Here is an 18091-nt window from a genome sequence, read left to right on the forward strand (position 1 = left end):
CGATCAGCCCCGTGTCAACGCCTCAAGCACGCGGGCCCAGCTTCTCATTCCTTTATGAAAGGCGTTAAGATCGTATTTCTCGTTGGGCGAATGGATCTGGTCGTCGTCATTGCCGAAGCCGATCAGCATCGCATCCATGCCGAGGATCTTCTTGAAGTGCCCGGCAATCGGGATCGAGCCGCCGCAACCGACATAGGCGGCCGCTTCGGGCCATTCGTCCGACAGAGCCTGTCGGGCCTGTTCAAAGCTGGGGGCAGAGGTTTCCATGATCCCGGCCGAACTGGCGCCATGGCCGTGGAAATCGACCGTGCAATCGGGCGGCAGCATGGATTGGACGTAGGCGCGGAAGCTTTCGCGGATCTTCAGCGGATCCTGCTGGAACACCAGCCGGAACGAGATCTTGGCCTGGGCTTTGGACGGCAGGACGGTCTTGAACCCTTCGCCGGTGTAGCCGCCCCAGATGCCGTTGACCTCGCAGGTCGGGCGCGACCAGATCTGTTCCAGCCCGCTGCGGTCCGTTTCGCCGGCGGGCTGTGACAGGCCAACTTCGCCCAGAAAGGATTCCGGCTCGAAATCAAGGCCGTCCCACTGGGCCTTAAGTTCGGGGTCAAGGTCCGGCACGCCTTCGTAGAAACCCGGCACGGTGACGCGACCTTCGGCGTCATGCAGGTTCGCGATCACCGAGGAAAGCACCCGGATCGGGTTGCGCGCGATGCCGCCGTACATGCCCGAATGCAGGTCCTTTGCGGGGCCGGTGATGGTCAGTTCCTCACCCAGCAGGCCGCGCAGCATGGTAACCAGCGCCGGAGTGCTGGGGTTGAACATGCCCGTGTCGCAGATCAGCGCCAGGTCGCAGGTCAGTTCTTCGGCGTTTTCCTGCATGAAGGGGACAAGGGAGGGCGAGCCCGATTCTTCTTCGCCTTCCAGGAAGAAGGTGATCTTGCAGGGCAGGGCGCCATGTTCGGCCTTCCAGGCGCGGCAGGCCTCGATAAAGGTCATCAACTGGCCCTTGTCGTCGGCTGCGCCGCGGCCCCTGATCACCTTGCCCTTGGCCGTGTCCTCGATCGCCGGATCGAAGGGGTCGCGGTCCCAGAGGTTCAGCGGATCGACCGGTTGCACGTCATAATGCCCGTAGAACAGCAGGTGCGGCACATCCTGACCTTCGGGGCCCTCGACATGGCCGACCACCATCGGATGGCCCGGTGTGTCCCGCTTGCTGGCGCGGACGCCAAGCGATGTCAGGTCCGCGACCAGCCAGTCCGCCGCACTTTGGCAGGCGTCCTTAAAGGCGGGGTCGGTCGAGATCGACGGGATGCGCAACAATTCCAGAAGGCGGTCGGTCGCGGCCGGAAGATCGGAATCGATGCGTGCAAGGACGGATTCAAGGGACATGGAAAAGACTCCTGTTCATGGCTGCGGCGACCGTAGCACCGGCAGGTCCGGTGTCCAGCCAGCGCCTAGCGCCCCTGTGATCACGGGAAGTTGACCTGGGGCCCGCGTCTCAACGTCATTTGCAGAAGGGCGCGGAAGCAGGAGGAGGGCCCCGTCGCCTCCTACCCGATGGGGTGGGGGGCGACGGGGAAAAGGCTAGGTCATGAAAAGCAGGCTGGAAAAAAATGATGAAATTCATTTATAAATATGGAGTAAAGATTTGTTGCCCTTACGGAAGTTCGTAAAGTACCAAAGCTGTATTTGGCGAGGAGGTACGCTGGTCTTGCATAATTTTTTGGCGGCTGACTGGGGGTGCCCGATCAGCGGGCAGGATTGATCTGGGTCAAGGCCGCAGGGGGGCGGCAATTTGTACTGTGTCGGCTCGGCCCGAAACGACTTATGGCCATTCCAGATTACATCCATTCCAAATCGGGATCTGGCCAAACCCGGAACGGAGATGATAGATCAGACAGGCCCGACCGGCACTGCGAAGGACCGGCACCACGAAGCAAGAAGAGGGTAGCCCGTGAGTTACGAAGCCCAACTGGACCAGGCCATCGGCAAGCTGCATGAAGAAGGCCGTTATCGCACGTTCATCGACATCGTGCGGCACAAGGGGAAATTTCCTCATGCGACCTGGCGCCGTCCCGATGGGACCGAGACCCCGGTCACGGTCTGGTGCGGCAACGACTACCTCGGCATGGGCCAGCATCCGGCGGTCCTGTCGGCCATGCATGATGCGCTGGACGTGGCGGGGGCCGGTTCGGGCGGGACACGCAACATTTCGGGCACGACACTTTACCACAAGGCGCTGGAAGCCGAGATTTCCGATCTGCACGGCAAGGAAGCCGCGCTGGTCTTCACCTCGGCCTATGTCGCCAACGATGCGACGCTCAGCACGCTGCCAAAGCTGTTCCCCGGCCTGATCATCTATTCCGACGCGCTGAACCATGCCTCGATGATCGAGGGTGTGCGGCGCAACGGCGGGGCCAAGCGGATCTTCCGGCACAATGACGTGGACCATCTGCGCGAATTGCTGGAAGCCGACGATCCTGCCGCGCCCAAGCTGATCGCCTTTGAATCGATCTATTCGATGGACGGTGATTTCGGCCCGATCGAGGCGATCTGCGACCTCGCGGATGAATTCAACGCCCTGACCTATATCGACGAGGTCCACGCGGTCGGCATGTACGGCCCGCGCGGTGGCGGGGTTACCGAACGCGACAACCTGGCCCACCGGATCGACATCATCAACGGCACCATGGCCAAGGCCTTTGGCGTCCTCGGCGGCTATATCGCGGCCTCGGCACGGATGGTGGATGCGGTGCGCAGCTATGCGCCGGGCTTCATCTTCTCCAGCTCGATCCCGCCGGCGGTGGCGGCGGGCTGTGCCGCCTCGATCCGGCATCTGAAGTCAGATCAGGCCTTGCGAGACCGCCACCAGGAGGGCGCCTCGGTGCTCAAGACGCGGTTCAAGGCCCTGGGCCTGCCGCTGATTGACCACGGCAGCCATATCGTCCCGGTGATGGTCGGCAATCCGGTGCATACCAAGGTCCTGTCGGACATGCTGCTGGACGATCACGGGATCTACGTGCAGCCGATCAACTTCCCCACCGTGCCGCGTGGGACGGAACGGCTGCGTTTTACCCCGTCGCCGGTGCACGGCCCGAAAGAGACCGGCAAGCTGATCCGCGCCATGGATGCGCTCTGGTCGCATTGCGCGCTGAACCGTCAGGAATTGGCTGGCTGAACCCATGTTCCTGGGCTCCTGGTCAACAGACCGGGTCAAAAGGGTGCCCTGGGCGGCCATTTTGACAGGTCCTGTTAACCATCCTTCAATGATTTGGAGGGGTAATGGGGCAGGGCAGGGCGACACCGTCTGGTCCGGGTCTCGGGTCATGAAATGGACGTTATTCTTGAGGAATCCAATGAAATCGTGTGGATTAATTAAGAGCGCGGTCATAGACGCTTGGTAAGGTTTGAATGCGCGAAGGTTTCGCGCTAAAGTGGTGCTTGGTAGAGGCTCTCACGTTTAACGGGTTCGGTTGGCGATAATGTGCCCACGGTTCAAGCGATATGGTCGGATATCCGCAAATCTCCTTGAAACGTGTTAGCCTGTTATTAACAAAGAAGGGGGCTCGAATCGGGGGATCATCGAGCTACCGGTTCGCATATGGGGCAGCGGCATGGCACGGCGTTTGGCACGTCCGGATCAAAATACCGATCAGGCAAGCAACAGACCGAAAAGTTTTGATGACTTCGAGATCCGTCTCGGAGACGTCATGCGTGGGGAGCGTGCGACGCTCGGGAAATCCCTGCTTGATGTGCAAAGAGAGCTGCGCATCAAGGCCAATTACATTGCCGCCATCGAAAACTGTGACCCTCAGGCGTTTGATACGCCGGGCTTCATCGCCGGCTATGTAAGGTCCTATTCGCGCTATCTCGGCATGGACCCGGATGAAACCTTCCGCAAGTTCTGTGCCGAAAGCGGTTTTGTTTCCGCCAACGGGAAAAGTTTCGACAGCGCCCCCCGCAAACCGGAGCGAGTGCGCAGCGACAAGGGCCGCAAGGACAGCGCTCGCCGCGACCGCGCCCCTCAGATGTCGCGCGCCGAGACCGCCGTGGGTAAGGCGACTGCCGCAGACGAGACGCCCCGTGTTGGCGCTTTCAAGGCCCGCGATCCCTTCACCGCACCGGCGACACCCTTCATCCCGCAGGGCGACAGCATGCTGTCGCGGATCGAACCGGCGGCCATCGGCTCGGCCCTTGTGTTGCTCGCGGTGATTGGCGGGCTGGGGTACGGGGGCTACGCGGTTCTCAATGAAATTCAGCGGGTCCAGTTTGCGCCCGTGGAAAACCGGCCCGATGTGCTGGCGGACCTGGATCCACTGGCCGGGGCGACCCGCCGGATCGAGGATCCGGTCGCCGGGCAGCAATCCGCAGGTCTTTACGTGGCCCAGGGCGAAGGCCTCGACAGGCTCTATCGTCCCAAGGCGCTGGATGTGCCGGTCGTCGTGTCCCGCGATGCCCCGATTTCCACGCTGAACCCATCCCAGATCGGTACCTTCGCCGCCGGCCCCGAGGTCACGGCGCCCGCGCTGCCGGCCGATAGCACAGCCGGAGAGATGGTCGCCGGCCTGCACCCAGCCGAAGCAAGCCCGGTTCCGCAGGTCGTAACCGATGTGCCGCCGGGTGTTTCGCTGCTGGCGGTACGTCCGGCCTGGGTGCGGGTTCAATCCGTCGATGGTTCGATCATCTTTGAAAAGATCATGGATGCGGGCGAAACCTTCCAACTGCCAAACTCCGAAGATGCGCCGATCCTACGCGCCGGCATGGCCGGTTCGGTCTATTTCAGCGTCGACGGAGAGCTTTACGGCCCCGCCGGCAAAGGCACCTCGGCGGTGCGCAATATTGGCCTCGCTCCGCAGGACCTGAAAGAAAGCTTCGTGCTGGCTGATCTGACCCTCGACCCCGAAGCGGCCCGCGTCGTTGCCGTGGCCGAAGCGAACATCGACGGTCTGCCGATCACCGATTGATCGGTGGGTCTTCACCCGGTCTTTACCATCCTTTCGGATAAATAGCCGTCCCGACGCGGAACGATGACCCGCATCGTTTGGCCGGTATCGGGAAAGGGCAGGCGGGGCGATTGTCTTCTTCCGGCCGGGTCTGTATCCAGTAGCCAACGCAGAAGGCGAGAAGGCACAGGCACCATGTCGCATAATCCCATCCGTCCCTGGCGCAATATTGATCGCCGCAAGAGCCGCCAGATCATGGTCGGAAATGTTCCGGTCGGAGGCGGCGCGCCGATCACTGTCCAGACCATGACCAACACCGATTCCTCGGATGTGAAGGCGACGCTGGATCAGGTCATTCGTGCGGCCGAGGCCGGGGCCGATATCGTCCGTATCTCGGAGCCCGATCAGGCGGCGACGCGGGCGCTGAAGGAAATCGCGCGCGAAAGCCCGGTGCCGATCGTCGCGGATATCCATTTCCACTACAAGCGTGCGATCGAGGCCGCCGAGGCCGGCGCTGCCTGCCTGCGGATCAATCCGGGCAATATCGGCGACGAAAGCCGCGTGAAAGAGGTCATCAAGGCGGCACGCGATCACGGCTGTTCGATCCGCATCGGCGTCAACGCCGGTAGCCTTGAAAAACACTTGCTGGACAAATACGGCGAGCCCTGCCCGGATGCGATGGTCGAAAGCGGGCTGGATCACATCAAGATCCTGCAAGACCTCGACTTTCACGAATTCAAAATCTCGGTGAAGGCCTCGGATGTCTTCATGGCCGCCGCCGCCTATCAAATGCTGGCAGAGGCCACAGATGCGCCGATCCATCTTGGCATCACCGAGGCCGGTGGTCTGACCTCGGGTACGATCAAGAGCGCGATCGGGCTGGGTAACCTTTTGTGGATGGGGATCGGCGACACGATCCGCGTGTCCCTGTCGGCCGATCCGGTCGAAGAGGTGAAGGTGGGTTACGAAATCCTCAAGAGCCTCGGCTTGCGGCATCGCGGCGTGAACATCATTTCCTGCCCGTCCTGCGCGCGTCAGGGCTTTGACGTCATCCGCACGGTCGAGGCGCTGGAACAACGGCTCGAGCATATCAAGACCCCGATGAGCCTTTCGATCATCGGCTGCGTCGTCAACGGTCCGGGCGAGGCGTTGATGACCGATGTCGGCTTTACCGGCGGTGGCGCGGGCAGCGGCATGGTTTATCTGGCCGGCAAGCAGAGCCACAAGATGTCGAATGACCAGATGGTCGATCACATCGTGGAAGAGGTCGAAAAGCGCGCCGAGGCCATCGAGGCAGGTAATGTTGCGGCCCAGGCCGCCGAATAACCTTCTCTGCCGGGCGACCTATTCCGCCAGGTAGCCTTCCAGCACGACCGCGGGCATCTGCCCGCGGATCAACCGATCCGGCATGACGTAGCTTGGCGCGGTATCCAGGCCGAGTACTTCAAATTGCCGGGCTTGCAGGTCTGCTTCCCTGTTCATCTGCGCGCTTTCGGCCAGGGTCAGAAGCGCCTCGGGGTCGTGGCCGGCCTGCTCAAGAAGCGCCGTTAGGGCGGCGCGGTCCTGCGTGGTGACCTGGGCGCGAAAGCTTATCGCGGCCTCGGCCCCGTGGGTTTCGGCCAGGGCCATGGCCAGACGGTCGGGCAGGGTGGTGGACAGGCTGCGAATTTCGAACCGTTTGTCAGGATGCTGCACCGCAAGGACGCGCAGTTCGGCTTCGGCCCTTTGACAGGCCGGGCAATCGGCACGGGTAAACAGGGTCAGGCTGGCAGTCACCTGCGGCCCGATGCCCTGCGGCGAGACAGCGAACAGGCGCGGGGCCTCTGTCCCGATCTGGCCGAGGTCGCTGGTGATCTCATCCTGAAGCGGTTGCCAACTGGCGTCGGATTGCGCGGCCGCGACCTGGGCCAGGGCTTCGTCGACAAGCTCGGGCTCCTGCGTCAGCAACTGGCGCATTTCCTGATCCATCAGGGCCGGTTGACGCTTTAACCTTGCTACCCAGTCGCCTGCGTGCCCCGGCAGAGGCAGCAGAAGGACCAGCGCGCAGGCGCTGATCCGGGACATTTTGGCCCGGGTCACTCGGACCGGATGTCGGCGACCATTTCGCGCATGCTCGCCAGCGGCAGGTATCCGCGCAGCATGGTGTCGGACAGCACGAAGGTCGGGGTCCCGGTGATGTTCATCTGCTGCGCCAGTCTGCGGGTCGTGGCGATTTCCTCGTCGATCACGTCATCAGACAGGCGGGCAAGAATCGGCGCGGGGTCCAGTCCGAGACCTTCCAGAAGACGTGTCGAGGCAACCTCGTCAAAGCCGCCGGTATAGGTCATCATCGCGTCATGCAGCGCCTTGTATGCGTCGTCCCCGGATTCGAGCCGCGTCGCGATGGCCAGTCGCGATGCCGCGACAGAGGATTCTCCGAGGATCGGGAACTCCTTCAGGACAAAGCGGATATTGCCATCGCTTTCGACCAGTTGTTCGACGTCTTCAAAGGCCTTGCGGCAGTAGCTGCAGCGGTAGTCCATGAATTCGACCAATGTCACGTCGCCGTCCGGATTGCCGCCGACCCAGCTGAACCCGTCGTCGAAAAGCGCATCGGAATTATCCTTTACCAGGTCGATATCGTCCTGGGCGGCTTGTTCTGCCTGGCGGGTTTCCATCGCTTGAGCGGCCTCGAAGATCACCTCGGGGCTATCCAGAAGATAGGCCCGGACCTCGGCGCGGAAAGCGGTGCGGTCGGCCTCTGACAGCTCCGAAGACCCCAGCCGGGGCGCGATGGCAAGGCCGAGGGCCAGGCCCGCGATCCCAAGAACGGCGGGGAGTACAAGAGAGCTGCTGCGCATGGGATGGTCCTTTTTGTCGGCGAAGGGGACGGCGAAAGATCGTTCAGGGCTTCTCGGCATTCTCCGAGGCAACAACCACATCACGCGCCCGCTGCCAAGAGGGCGAGCCACGCGACAAAAGGCCCTCGGCCCGTCGGGCCTGGATGCCGGCATCCTTCAGGCGCCCGTAGAGCGCATGATATTCGGCGATCGACAGGGCGGCCATGCCGGGCTGTCCAAGCTGCGCATAGGCCGACCCGAGATCGCGCATCACGCCGCCGTTGCGGTAATCCGCGGCGCGGGCGCGTTCCAGTACCGGCAGGGCCTGCTGCAGGCGCGCCGTGCCACCCTGGACCACCATCGCGTGACCGAGAGAGGCCAGGATCAGCCCGTCGTTCGGGGCCAGCGTGCTGGCGCGGCGATAGGCGGCCTCGGCGGCGGCAAACTGGCGACCTTCCAGCAGGATCTGGCCCTTCAGCTCGTGATAATAGGCGTCATCGGGACGGATCGCCAAAGCCCGGTCCAACTGCTGGACCGCGCCGCGCCAGTCCGAAAGCCGGTGATTGGCCACGGCCAGCCGCATGTATTCGATATCGGGTGCAAGGCTTTCGTCGGCGCGTTGCCGGGTCCATTTCGGCGGTTGCAGAAAGGCCGAGATCTTGCCCTTGGCGCGTTCGTACCAATAGGTATCCTGGTCGACATCGAGCCGCGGATCGGGGCCATAACTTTGGGACAGGGCGGTCAGGCTGCGCAGGCGGTCGCGGGACACCGGGTGGGATTGCGCATAGGGATCGCGGCGGGATTCCGACAGGGTTTCCTGCCCGGCGAAGATCTGCATCGCGTCGATGGCCCCACGGGCGCCGCGCCCGGATTGGGACAGATAGCGAATGGCACTTTGATCGGCGCTGCTTTCCTCGGCCCGGCTATGGGCGAAGAAGCCGCGCCGCGCGGAATTGGCCACGCCGAGGCCCGCCGCCGCCAGGGCCGGCTGACCGGTGCCCGCTGCAGTCGCCACTGCCAAAGCCATGCCAAGCCCGGCCACGCGCGAGGCATATTGCGCGTTCAACCGCCGTCGGGTCAGGTGGCCATTCGCGATATGTGCGGCCTCGTGGGCGATGATGAATTGCAGCGCGGCGGCCGAACTGGTGCGCTGCAGCAGGCCGGAATGGATGTAGATCGCGTTTGGATCGACGACAAAGGCATTCAGGCTGGGATCCTGCACCACCAGCACCTTCAGCGCGCTGGAAAGACCTGCCGCGCGCAGGACCGGTTGGGCCAGCCGATTGAGGGCATGTTCAATGTCCGGATCGCGCAGGACCGTCACTGCCTGTGCGGGAAGGGCGAGTAAAACCAGTGCAAACGCCAAAACTGTGCGCAGGCGCACCGGTTTGCCCCCCCGAAGCACCCCCCCCGCCATTGACCTGAGCGGCCCGGCCTGTTGAAACGACCCTATCACGGAGCCAGTCTCGGAGATCAGCATGAGAGTTTCAAGCCGCGGAGATATCGATCCTTTCATTGTGATGGATGTCATGACGCGGGCGGCAGAACTGGAAGCGCAAGGCAGGCACATCGTTCACATGGAAGTCGGGCAGCCAGGCACGCCGGCGCCGCTGGGGGCCCGGCGGGCGCTGACATCCGCGCTGGAATCCGAAAGCCTCGGCTATTCCCTGACCGTGGGGATGCAGGATCTGCGCCAGCGTATCGCGCAGCTTTACGACGAATGGTACGGCATCGACCTTGATCCGGAGCGGGTGATCGTGACCACCGGGTCCTCGGGTGGTTTCCTGCTGACCTTCGCGTCGCTGTTCGACGCCGGTGCGCGTGTCGGGATCGGCGCGCCGGGTTATCCCTCCTACCTGCAATTGCTCAAAGCTACGGACCTGGAGCCGGTGGTCCTGCAAACGCAGGAAGCCGCGCGGTTCCAGCCCCGGCCAGACGACATTCGCGGGCGGAACCTTGAGGGGCTGATGGTCGCCTCGCCGGGCAATCCGTCGGGCACCATGCTGTCGCGTCCGGCGCTGACACGGCTGATGGAAGCGGCGGCGGATGAGGAGATCAGCTTTATCTCCGACGAGATCTATCACGGGCTGCATTACGAGGACCGCGCGGTCAGTGCGCTGGAAATTTCGGATCAGGCCTATGTGATCAATTCGTTTTCGAAGTATTTCAGCATGACGGGTTGGCGCGTCGGCTGGATGGTGGTGCCCGAAGACCATGTGCGCCGGGTGGAACGCATCGCCCAGCACATGTTCATCTGCGCCCCCACGGCGTCGCAGGTTGCGGCCTGCGCGGCGATGGATTGCCCCGAAGAACTGAATGCCAACCTGACCGTCTATGCCCGCAACCGCGCGCTGATGCTGGATCAATTGCCCAAGGCGGGCTTTCGCCGCATCGCCCCGCCCGACGGAGGCTTCTACCTATATGCCGATGTCAGCGACCTGACCTCGGATTCGCGCATTTTTGCACGCGAAATCCTGGAAAAGGCCGGGGTGGCCGTGACACCGGGTCTGGATTTCGACAAGGCGCGGGGCAAGGGGACGCTGCGGTTTTCCTATGCCGCTGCCAGCGAGGAAATCCGCGAAGGTCTTGATCGGCTGAAGGTCTTCATGGCCGAACGCGAGGCCGTGCGCGCCTAGCTGAACGGGTGGTCGAGGCGTAGCAACCGGCGATGGAAGGTCGGCAGGGCGCCAAGTTCCACCAGGCCGGAGCGCCGGGCTGCTTGCAGGATCGCCCCTGAATTGGTCGGCAGCAATTCATAGACCATGCGCGAGGCCCGCGGGCCGCTGATCGCTTCGCGGATCGTGCGGGTCACGTAGCCTTCCCAGAAATTGTTGTCGAAGGCGGCGACAGGCGACAGGAAATTGAACGAACAGGTGGCCGCGCCGCGCCGTGCGATCAGCGCCGCAACGCCTTGTTCCTGCGCAAGGAAGACACCACGGAACTCGCGGCTCTGGCCATCGGTCGGCAGGCCCTGCTGGCGCATTGCCTCACGCGCCTCGTAGCCGCGCACGAAGGTAAATCCGTCCCGTCGATAGACCTGCACCAGCCCCATGACCGCCAGCGAGGAATCCACGAAGCTGAGCCGGGAAAACCTGTAGATCCCGGAGGGCAACATCGCCGTGTCGAATTCGGCCGCGTGGCGTCCCAGATAGCCGACGATTTCCGGATGGCTGAGGATGCCCTGGCTGACCGGGTGCAAAAGGTCGACGGGTTCCAGCAGGATGCGCGCATCGGTGCCGAAGAACCGGCAGATCCGATGCAGCACGTCCGGGCGCGGAAAGCTTTCGCCGGACAGGTAGCGGTTGAATTGCGTGCGGTTGATCCCAAGATCCCGGCACAGCCCCGCAACCGAGGGATAGATCGAACTGAGCTGACGCAGGTTGGCGCCAAAGATGTTGCGGATCTCGACGGGTTTCAATTCTGACTGTTCGGACGTCGGACGTGTTGTCGGCACCTTCGGGTCTCCGCTGTTCTCTATGTAGGCAGGCTGTTCGTCTGATGACCGTTTTCGGGTCGAATTTCGGGGTGTGATGCCAATCCGCGTCACGATTGCATCTATATAACGTCACATGCGGGAAATTGCGACACAAATTCAGACATTACAATACGCAAACGGGCATGTCCAAAGGTCGGATTTTGCCCCATTGTGAACAACATGACGTCACTTCTTGCGGCGGAGAAGCGCATGTTTGGAATAGTTTTATGGAGATCCCCCGACAGCAAATCTGCTGTCGTCTGGTGTGAAGATCATGGGGATCTTGCCTTTTTCCGGTCCGGGACAAGTCGGACCACGAAAGGGGAGATCTGCCTGGAGGCAGGTGACCTGCTTCAGTTTGACCTGTCCGAATTCGGAGAGATCCGGTTGGTCGAAGACCCGCATCTTATCGAGGAAGAGCATTACCCCTGCCTTGCCCGGCGTCTTCGCGAGGCCGGCGGCGGCGTGAAATCCGCCCGGGAGATGCCCCAGATGGAAGCACAGGCCGGGACCAATGTCGGCAACCATGGTCGTACCGTGGTGCCGTTCCCCGGCAAGTTCGTCGACGACAGGGAACAACCCAGAAGCCTGCGGTTGTCCTGAGCGATCCAAGACCGGACAAACCAATGTAAAGGGCCGCGCCAGAAATGGCGCGGCCCTGATCATTTGCACCTGAGGCAAAAGCCCCTCGGCGTCAGGTATCGCCGCGTTTCAATGCCGCGACCCCGGTGCGGGCCAGTTCGTTCAGGCCGAGAGGACGCATCAGATCGGCAAAGGCATCGATCTTTTCCGGCGTACCGGTCAGTTCGAAGACAAAGCTGGACAGCGTGCTGTCCACCACCTTGGCGCGGAAGATATCTGCCAAACGCAGGGCCTCGACCCGCTTTTCGCCTTCGGCGACCACCTTCAGCAATGCCAGTTCGCGTTCGACGGACGGGCCTTCGACGGTCAGGTCATTGACCTGATGCACTGGCACAATGCGGCCAAGCTGGGCCTTGATCTGTTCGATCACCGCAGGGGTGCCGGTGGTCACGATGGTGATGCGCGACCGGTGGCCGGTATGGTCGACCTCGGCCACGGTCAGGCTTTCGATGTTGTAGCCACGGCCCGAAAACAGCCCGATAACGCGCGCCAGCACACCAGGTTCGTTTTCGACCAGCACCGCGAGGGTGTGTTTCTCGATCACTTCGGAATGCGGATCCCGAAGCGCATAGACGGAATGGCTGGATGCGCCATGTTCGATCTTGAGAGGGGACATCTGCGTTTCCTTAGACCAGAGCGCCGCCACCGGCGAAGGCTTCTGCCTCTGCGCCAAGCAGGATTTCGTTATGCGGCTTGCCCGACGGGATCATCGGGAAGCAGTTTTCGTGTTTCTCGACCCGGCAGTCGAAGATCACCGGACCGTCGTGGTTGATCATTTCCATGATCGCATCATCCAGATCGGCGGGATCCGTGCACAGGATGCCCTTGACGCCAAAGGCCTCGGCCAGTTTGACGAAGTCGGGCAGGCTTTCGGACCAGGAATGGGAATAGCGTTGTCCGTGCATCAATTCCTGCCACTGCCGGACCATGCCGAGGCGTTCGTTGTTCAGGATGAACTGCTTGACCGGCAGGTTGAACTGCACGGCGGTGCCCAGTTCCTGCATGTTCATCAGCCAGGAGGCTTCGCCCGCGACATTGATGACCAGGGCCTCGGGATGCGCTTGCTGCACGCCGATCGAAGCGGGGAAACCATAACCCATGGTGCCCAGCCCCCCGGAGGTCATCCAGCGGTTCGGCCCTTCGAAGTCGAGGAACTGTGCCGCCCACATCTGGTGCTGGCCGACCTCGGTCGTGATGTAGCGGTCATGGTCCCTGGTCAGCGCCTGAAGGCGTTGCAGGGCGTATTGCGGTTTGATGACCTTGTCGGAGTTCTGGTAATTCAGGCAGTTGACCGCACGCCACTGGTCGATCTGTTCCCACCATTTGGCGACCGCCTGGGTGTTGGTCTTGCGCCCCTTGGCTTTCCAGACCTTCAGCACGTCTTCCAGAACATGGGCGACATCCCCGATGATCGGCAGGTCGACATGCACGATCTTGTTGATAGAGGATGGGTCGATATCGATATGCACCTTGGCCGACCCGGGCGAAAATTCATCGATCTTGCCGGTGATCCGGTCATCGAAACGGGCGCCAACGTTGATCATCAGATCACAGCCGTGCATCGCCAGGTTGGCCTCGTAAAGCCCGTGCATCCCCAGCATCCCGAGCCAGCTTTTGCCGCTGGCCGGGTAGGCGCCAAGGCCCATCAGGGTCGAGGTGATCGGGAAGCCGGTCGTTTCGACCAGTTCGGTCAGCAACTGACTGGCCGCAGGGCCGGAGTTGATGACACCGCCGCCGGTATAGAAGACCGGGCGTTCGGCGCGTTCGATCATTGCGACCAGATCGTTGATCTGTTCGATCTCGGCCTTCTTGCGGGGCTGGTAGTGCGAAGTGCGCGCCTTCTGCGGCTCGACATAGCTGCCTTCGGCGAATTGCACGTCCTTCGGGATGTCGATCAACACCGGGCCGGGCCGCCCCGAGGTCGCGACATGGAAGGCCTGATGGATCGTGTCTGCCAGCTTTTCGGCGTCCTTGACCAGCCAGTTGTGCTTGGTGCAGGGGCGGGTGATGCCGACTGTATCGGCCTCCTGGAAGCCATCGGTGCCGATCAGGAAGGTGGCGACCTGGCCGGTCAGGACGACAAGCGGAATGGAATCGAGCAGCGCGTCGGTCAGCCCGGTCACTGCGTTGGTGGCGCCGGGGCCCGAGGTCACCAGAACGACGCCGGGCTTGCCGGTTGAGCGGGCATAGCCCTCGGCGGCATGGACCGCGCCCTGTTCGTGGCGCACCAGCACGTGCTGAATTTCGTTTTGCTGGAAAATCTCGTCGTAGATCGGCAGGACGGCGCCGCCCGGATAGCCGAATACCGTGTCCACACCCTGGTCCTTCAGGGCCTGGATCACCATTCTCGCACCTGTCATCTGACGTGCCATCTTCTTTTCTCCGTCACATGCCGCAGCTTTTGCGGCCAGTTTTGGCAAATAAAAAACCCCCGGTGAAGTTCCGGGGGCGCATGGGATCCTGTCTGGGAAACCGGTGTTACCGGCCCATGCGCCTTTTTCCTGTAATTACCACTAGATCGGTCATTTTAAGCGGCTCATCCCAAGGGGGTCTTATTCACTGATGGGTTTGATATGGGCTGAAAACCCCAAGGTCAACCGCAAATCTGGCCCTAAAATGTCGCGAGGCGTGGAAATTCTTTCCGAAAATTGCGTATTGGCCCCTGAAAATTGCCGAAACACGCGGATCCCCCGTGGGTTCGGGGTGGAATCGTGGCGGTCTGACCGCATTGTCCCGGCGACACGGCGGTCATTCAAGGACGGCAACAGCCATGGCCCCGCCGCTGGGACTGCGGACGGGGCAAGGGCGGATGTATCGGACAGGGCCGGAGGGTCTACTGGATCGGGGCCAGCAGTTCCGGTGCAGTGACGAGGGCTCGGACGCCATGGGAATGGTCCTCGTCAAAGGCATTGCCGTCCATGGTCCACCGATGCAGAGACGAAATATCGAGGCGCGCGCACCGTGGGCGCACTGACCATGTCACCTGCATCGGCGAACAGATCGACTGGGTATAGCTGGGCCCGGTCGTCGAGCCGCGGAAAACGATGGGCGTACCTGTGTCGCCGGGCAGGGAATGGGGCTGAGGCCGGCCATTCGTCATGTCGCCATCGTAGTCATACGCCTCGAAATTCAGTGCGAAGGGGTCGTTGACCAGCAGGAAGACCTGGCTTTCCACGCGCAGCGTCGGGTTTGCACAGGCATCCGACAGGCAAGCGCCCAGGCCCGGCCCGGGCTGCACGTCGCACGAGGAATAGACCCAATGCACCTCGATCGTGTCGCCGGGTTTCACACCGTGGAAGGGGCCATGCCCAAAGGCGGGGTCCTCAAGCTCGGATTGTGTCAGCTGGTCCGAGCCTTCGCATTGATACCCGCCGAAATCCGGGTCGGAGGAGCGGATGGAAAACCCCGGCCCCTTGTGCTCGGCATTGGTATGGGTGTGGATATTGCACAGGCTCATGTTCTCCGGGGCTTGCGCCATCGGGAAGCTCTGGCCGTTGGTGCCATCCAGAAGCGAGATGTCGCGCGGCGTCTGCGGACCGAACCCCTGACACAGCGGACCATCTTCGGGCACGGGGGCAGTGGACTGGGCGGGGGCAGCGGACCGGGCGGTGGCAGTGGGGGCAGAATCCCGACCCGGGCCCGGTTCTGTTGCGTCCCCCGCCACGTCGCCAATCGCCGTCAGCGGCACGAAGAGGGCAAGGGCCGCGATGAGCGGAGTGAGGCGAACCTGCATCGGCATTCCGTTCCTATTGATCTGTTTCGAGGTTTCTAGGATCTTTCTCTTGCCAAATACTTGAATGGCACGCCCAATCGAAATCGGGGTTAACCAAATGCAACCTCATGAAATGGGCTCAGAAACCCCGTCCGGTGCCCTGTAGAACCCCATGTTCCATAGCATAACGGGTCAACCCGGCGGTCGATGAAATACCAAGCTTTGTCTTGATGTTCTTGCGATGGGTCTCGACCGTGCGGACCGAGATATCCAGCGCCAGGGCCACGTCCTTATTGCTTTTGCCCTGCGCGAGTTGAAGCAGGATCGTCTGTTCGCGGTTGGTCAGATGCGACGGGGTACGCTGTGGCGCCAGGGATCCTTGCGCGCCCGTGCAAAGGTAGCGCAGGCCCGCCATGACCGCATCGATGGCGCGCTTGATCTCGTCCGTCGGCACGTCCTTCAGCACATAGCCCTGCGCCCCGTGGTCCAGCGCGGTCGAGATATATTCGGCGCTGTCATGCATCGACAGGATCAGGATCTTCAGGTCCGGGGCATTTTCCAACAGGATTTCGCAGGCGGTCAAGCCGCTCATCCCCGGCATGTTGAGGTCGAGCAGGATGACGTCGGGCTGGACGGAGGGAAGGGCCTCGATGATCTCGGGGCCCGATCCATAGGTACCCACGACCTCGATATCGGGGAAGGAGTCCAGGATCGCCTCGATCCCTTCGGCGACCATGGGGTGATCATCGACCACGGCGACGCGCACCGGGGCGCGGCGGGCGGCGAACGTTTGCGCGTCATTGGCATGGTCGGGCGGAATGGGGGGCAAGGTCATGCGCTTTCCTGTCCGGGAAGGGTGTCGGCCGACTGGCCGGGGGAGGCGTCATTGGGGGTGATATTGGTCGGGTCGATGATCTTGGACAGGGGGACCTGCACTTCGATCACCGTGCCACCGCGGGACGACAGGATGCGCAGGGAGCCTTCCATTTGCTCGGCGCGTTCCTGCATGTTGCGCAATCCGATACCGGGGCCAAGGGCGCTGTCGGTATTGCGCATCCCGTGGCCATTGTCGGAAATCCGCATCATGGCGCCGTTGCGGTGGCCGCGGATCTCGACCGAAACGCGGGTGGCTCCGGAGTGACGTTCGATATTGGTCAGCGCTTCCTGCGCGATCCGGTAGAGAGAGATCTTCACGTCGGAATCCAGCCGGTTGCGGAAGACCACCGTGGAAAATTCGGTCTCGATCCCGGTGCGGGAGCCGAAATCCGCGACCAGGACCTTGACCGCAGGGCCAAGGCCAAGATCGTCGAGCACGCCGGGACGCAGGTCGCGGCTGATCCGGCGGACCTCCTGAATGGCATTGCCCAGCCCCTCCATCCCGCGATCCAGCGTCTCACCGGCGCGCGCGTCGCCGGCATCGAGCCGCCGCCGCGCGCTGTCCAGCGCATAGCGGACCCCGACCAGAAGCTGGCTGATGCCATCGTGCAGCTCGCGGGCGACGCGGCCGCGTTCCTCTTCCTGGGCATCGAAAACCCGTTGGGTCAGTTGTTTCAGCTTGGCATCGGCCAGCCGCCGTTCGCGGATGTTGATCAGCATGCCAGAGCCGAAGACGACGAACAGGGCCCCGGCCGTGATGCCGCCGATATAAAGGAAGGTCTGGCGCACCCGAACCTGCACATCCGCCCGCGCGGCGGCGGTGCTTGCCAGCACGTCGTCAATGAAGACCCCGGTGCCCATCGCCCATTTCCACGAATGCAGCGGCGCGATGAAAGAGACCATCAGCGCTTCCTCTCCGGTCGAAGGCTTGGGCCACAGATGCGCCACCCAGCCGGTACCCTGACGCGCGGTGGCGATGAAGTCCTGCACCACCTTGCGCCCTTCGCCATCCTGCAGATCCCACCAGTTGCGATTGATCATCCCGGTCTGGCGGGGCGAAACAAGGTTGTTGCCATCGTAATCGTAGACGAAAAAGAACCCGTCATCGCCATAGGTCATTGCCGAGAGGATCTGCTTGACCTGCTCCTGCGCCGCGCGGTCGTCGGGGCCGGCCATGCCGTAGACATAGTTGAAGCCGTTCTTGGCCTGGGTGACATAATTGCGCAGTTCGGCCTTCTTGGCCTCGATCATCTGGCGCTCCAGGGTCGCGATCTCGCGTTCCGCAAGAGCGCGGGACTGATCCGCCACCAGGGCCGAGATCGCCGCCACCGCCAGCACAAGCGGCAGGGTCGCCAGAAGGAAAAGCTTCTGACCGTAGCTGAGGTTGATCCGGGGCAAATGGGTACGCATGACTTCGGACCATAGAAGCGGCCTGCGATTCCCACAATTGCCGGGCGGGCGCGGGTCTTGTCCTGCCCCGAATCACGGCGGCGTGATCGTCGCGTGACTTGTCCAGGGGCCGCCGCTGCGCGCCCGTATCCCCGACGCCCATCTTTTCGAATGGCCTGTTCTGTCATCCTCTTGGGTAATTTCCGCAAATTTTCCGCTCAATTTACGTAGT

The 18091-nt window shown here is 62.4% G+C and carries 15 protein-coding genes; 5 read left to right on the top strand and 10 right to left on the bottom strand.

What is annotated here, in order from left to right; translation table 11 throughout:
* Nucleotides 1–3 precede the first annotated feature (3 nt).
* Nucleotides 4–1392, bottom strand: coding sequence for a M20/M25/M40 family metallo-hydrolase (locus PSAL_RS03170; protein ID WP_119839848.1), 1389 nt, complete (start codon nt 1390–1392; stop codon nt 4–6).
* Between the two features lie 565 nt (nt 1393–1957).
* On the opposite strand from PSAL_RS03170, the gene hemA reads away from it, so the two are divergent.
* The 3 genes from hemA (at nt 1958) to ispG (ending at nt 6272) form a co-directional block, all read left to right on the top strand.
* Entirely contained in the window at nt 1958–3181 is a 1224-nt protein-coding gene (gene hemA / locus PSAL_RS03175; RefSeq protein ID WP_119839849.1) for a 5-aminolevulinate synthase, read from the top strand.
* 532 nt (nt 3182–3713) lie between these two features.
* Nucleotides 3714–4967, top strand: a complete 1254-nt coding sequence (locus PSAL_RS03180; protein ID WP_231388593.1) for a helix-turn-helix domain-containing protein — start codon at nt 3714–3716, stop codon at nt 4965–4967.
* Nucleotides 4968–5141: 174 nt separating this feature from the next.
* Nucleotides 5142–6272: a flavodoxin-dependent (E)-4-hydroxy-3-methylbut-2-enyl-diphosphate synthase gene (ispG, locus tag PSAL_RS03185; protein ID WP_119839851.1), complete on the top strand. Its 1131-nt coding sequence runs from the start codon at nt 5142–5144 to the stop codon at nt 6270–6272.
* An 18-nt stretch (nt 6273–6290) separates the two neighbouring features.
* Here the strand turns inward: ispG and PSAL_RS03190 are convergent, their stop codons facing one another.
* Genes PSAL_RS03190 through PSAL_RS03200 form a run of 3 tightly spaced genes read right to left on the bottom strand, consistent with a single transcriptional unit; the run spans nt 6291 to nt 9089 of the window.
* Nucleotides 6291–7025, bottom strand: coding sequence for a thioredoxin domain-containing protein (locus PSAL_RS03190; RefSeq protein WP_196941898.1), 735 nt, complete (start codon nt 7023–7025; stop codon nt 6291–6293).
* On the bottom strand, nt 7022–7786 hold the full coding sequence (locus tag PSAL_RS03195) for a DsbA family protein (protein WP_119839853.1): 765 nt from the start codon (nt 7784–7786) through the stop codon (nt 7022–7024). The genes PSAL_RS03190 and PSAL_RS03195 overlap by 4 nt, the downstream gene beginning before the upstream one ends.
* Before the next feature lie 43 nt (nt 7787–7829).
* Nucleotides 7830–9089 (bottom strand): M48 family metalloprotease, encoded by a 1260-nt coding sequence (locus PSAL_RS03200; protein ID WP_231388594.1) that lies wholly within the window; start codon nt 9087–9089, stop codon nt 7830–7832.
* Between the two features lie 154 nt (nt 9090–9243).
* Between PSAL_RS03200 and PSAL_RS03205 the strand changes: the two genes are divergently transcribed.
* Nucleotides 9244–10401: a pyridoxal phosphate-dependent aminotransferase gene (locus PSAL_RS03205; protein ID WP_119839854.1), complete on the top strand. Its 1158-nt coding sequence runs from the start codon at nt 9244–9246 to the stop codon at nt 10399–10401.
* On the opposite strand, the gene PSAL_RS03210 is transcribed toward PSAL_RS03205, so the two are convergent.
* Nucleotides 10398–11219 carry a helix-turn-helix domain-containing protein gene (locus PSAL_RS03210; protein WP_231388595.1) on the bottom strand — a complete coding sequence of 274 codons (822 nt, stop codon included), beginning with the start codon at nt 11217–11219 and terminating at the stop codon, nt 10398–10400. The genes PSAL_RS03205 and PSAL_RS03210 overlap by 4 nt on opposite strands.
* Before the next feature lie 201 nt (nt 11220–11420).
* On the opposite strand from PSAL_RS03210, the gene PSAL_RS03215 reads away from it, so the two are divergent.
* On the top strand, nt 11421–11843 hold the full coding sequence (locus tag PSAL_RS03215; protein ID WP_147407643.1) for a hypothetical protein: 423 nt from the start codon (nt 11421–11423) through the stop codon (nt 11841–11843).
* Between the two features lie 91 nt (nt 11844–11934).
* Here the strand turns inward: PSAL_RS03215 and ilvN are convergent, their stop codons facing one another.
* The 5 genes from ilvN to PSAL_RS03240 all read right to left on the bottom strand — a co-directional run bounded on the left by ilvN (nt 11935) and on the right by PSAL_RS03240 (nt 17880).
* Complete coding sequence (gene ilvN, locus PSAL_RS03220; RefSeq protein ID WP_119839856.1) at nt 11935–12498, bottom strand: acetolactate synthase small subunit; 564 nt, start codon at nt 12496–12498, stop codon at nt 11935–11937.
* Nucleotides 12499–12508: 10 nt separating this feature from the next.
* A complete protein-coding gene (locus tag PSAL_RS03225) occupies nt 12509–14254 on the bottom strand; it encodes an acetolactate synthase 3 large subunit (RefSeq protein WP_119839857.1) in 1746 nt (581 codons plus the stop codon).
* Nucleotides 14255–14715: 461 nt separating this feature from the next.
* The gene (locus PSAL_RS03230; protein ID WP_196222826.1) at nt 14716–15615 is read right to left on the bottom strand and encodes a delta-class carbonic anhydrase; all 900 of its coding nucleotides are present in this window, start codon (nt 15613–15615) and stop codon (nt 14716–14718) included.
* Nucleotides 15616–15733: 118 nt separating this feature from the next.
* On the bottom strand, nt 15734–16429 hold the full coding sequence (locus PSAL_RS03235; RefSeq protein WP_119839858.1) for a response regulator transcription factor: 696 nt from the start codon (nt 16427–16429) through the stop codon (nt 15734–15736).
* The gene (locus PSAL_RS03240; protein ID WP_119839859.1) at nt 16426–17880 is read right to left on the bottom strand and encodes a cache domain-containing protein; all 1455 of its coding nucleotides are present in this window, start codon (nt 17878–17880) and stop codon (nt 16426–16428) included. The genes PSAL_RS03235 and PSAL_RS03240 overlap by 4 nt, the downstream gene beginning before the upstream one ends.
* Nucleotides 17881–18091 lie beyond the last annotated feature (211 nt).

This window comes from Pseudooceanicola algae (assembly GCF_003590145.2).
Classification (GTDB): domain Bacteria; phylum Pseudomonadota; class Alphaproteobacteria; order Rhodobacterales; family Rhodobacteraceae; genus Pseudooceanicola; species Pseudooceanicola algae.

Excerpts from the sequence above, each read along its gene's own strand:
- PSAL_RS03170 (WP_119839848.1), bottom strand. The coding sequence starts at position 1,392 with ATGTCCCTTGAATCCGTCCTTGCACGCATCGATTCCGATCTTCCGGCC.
- PSAL_RS03180 (WP_231388593.1), top strand. The coding sequence starts at position 3,714 with ATGCGTGGGGAGCGTGCGACGCTCGGGAAATCCCTGCTTGATGTGCAA.
- ispG (WP_119839851.1), top strand. The coding sequence starts at position 5,142 with ATGTCGCATAATCCCATCCGTCCCTGGCGCAATATTGATCGCCGCAAG.
- PSAL_RS03195 (WP_119839853.1), bottom strand. The coding sequence starts at position 7,786 with ATGCGCAGCAGCTCTCTTGTACTCCCCGCCGTTCTTGGGATCGCGGGC.
- PSAL_RS03205 (WP_119839854.1), top strand. The coding sequence starts at position 9,244 with ATGAGAGTTTCAAGCCGCGGAGATATCGATCCTTTCATTGTGATGGAT.
- PSAL_RS03215 (WP_147407643.1), top strand. The coding sequence starts at position 11,421 with ATGACGTCACTTCTTGCGGCGGAGAAGCGCATGTTTGGAATAGTTTTA.
- ilvN (WP_119839856.1), bottom strand. The coding sequence starts at position 12,498 with ATGTCCCCTCTCAAGATCGAACATGGCGCATCCAGCCATTCCGTCTAT.
- PSAL_RS03225 (WP_119839857.1), bottom strand. The coding sequence starts at position 14,254 with ATGGCACGTCAGATGACAGGTGCGAGAATGGTGATCCAGGCCCTGAAG.
- PSAL_RS03230 (WP_196222826.1), bottom strand. The coding sequence starts at position 15,615 with ATGCAGGTTCGCCTCACTCCGCTCATCGCGGCCCTTGCCCTCTTCGTG.
- PSAL_RS03235 (WP_119839858.1), bottom strand. The coding sequence starts at position 16,429 with ATGACCTTGCCCCCCATTCCGCCCGACCATGCCAATGACGCGCAAACG.
- PSAL_RS03240 (WP_119839859.1), bottom strand. The coding sequence starts at position 17,880 with ATGCGTACCCATTTGCCCCGGATCAACCTCAGCTACGGTCAGAAGCTT.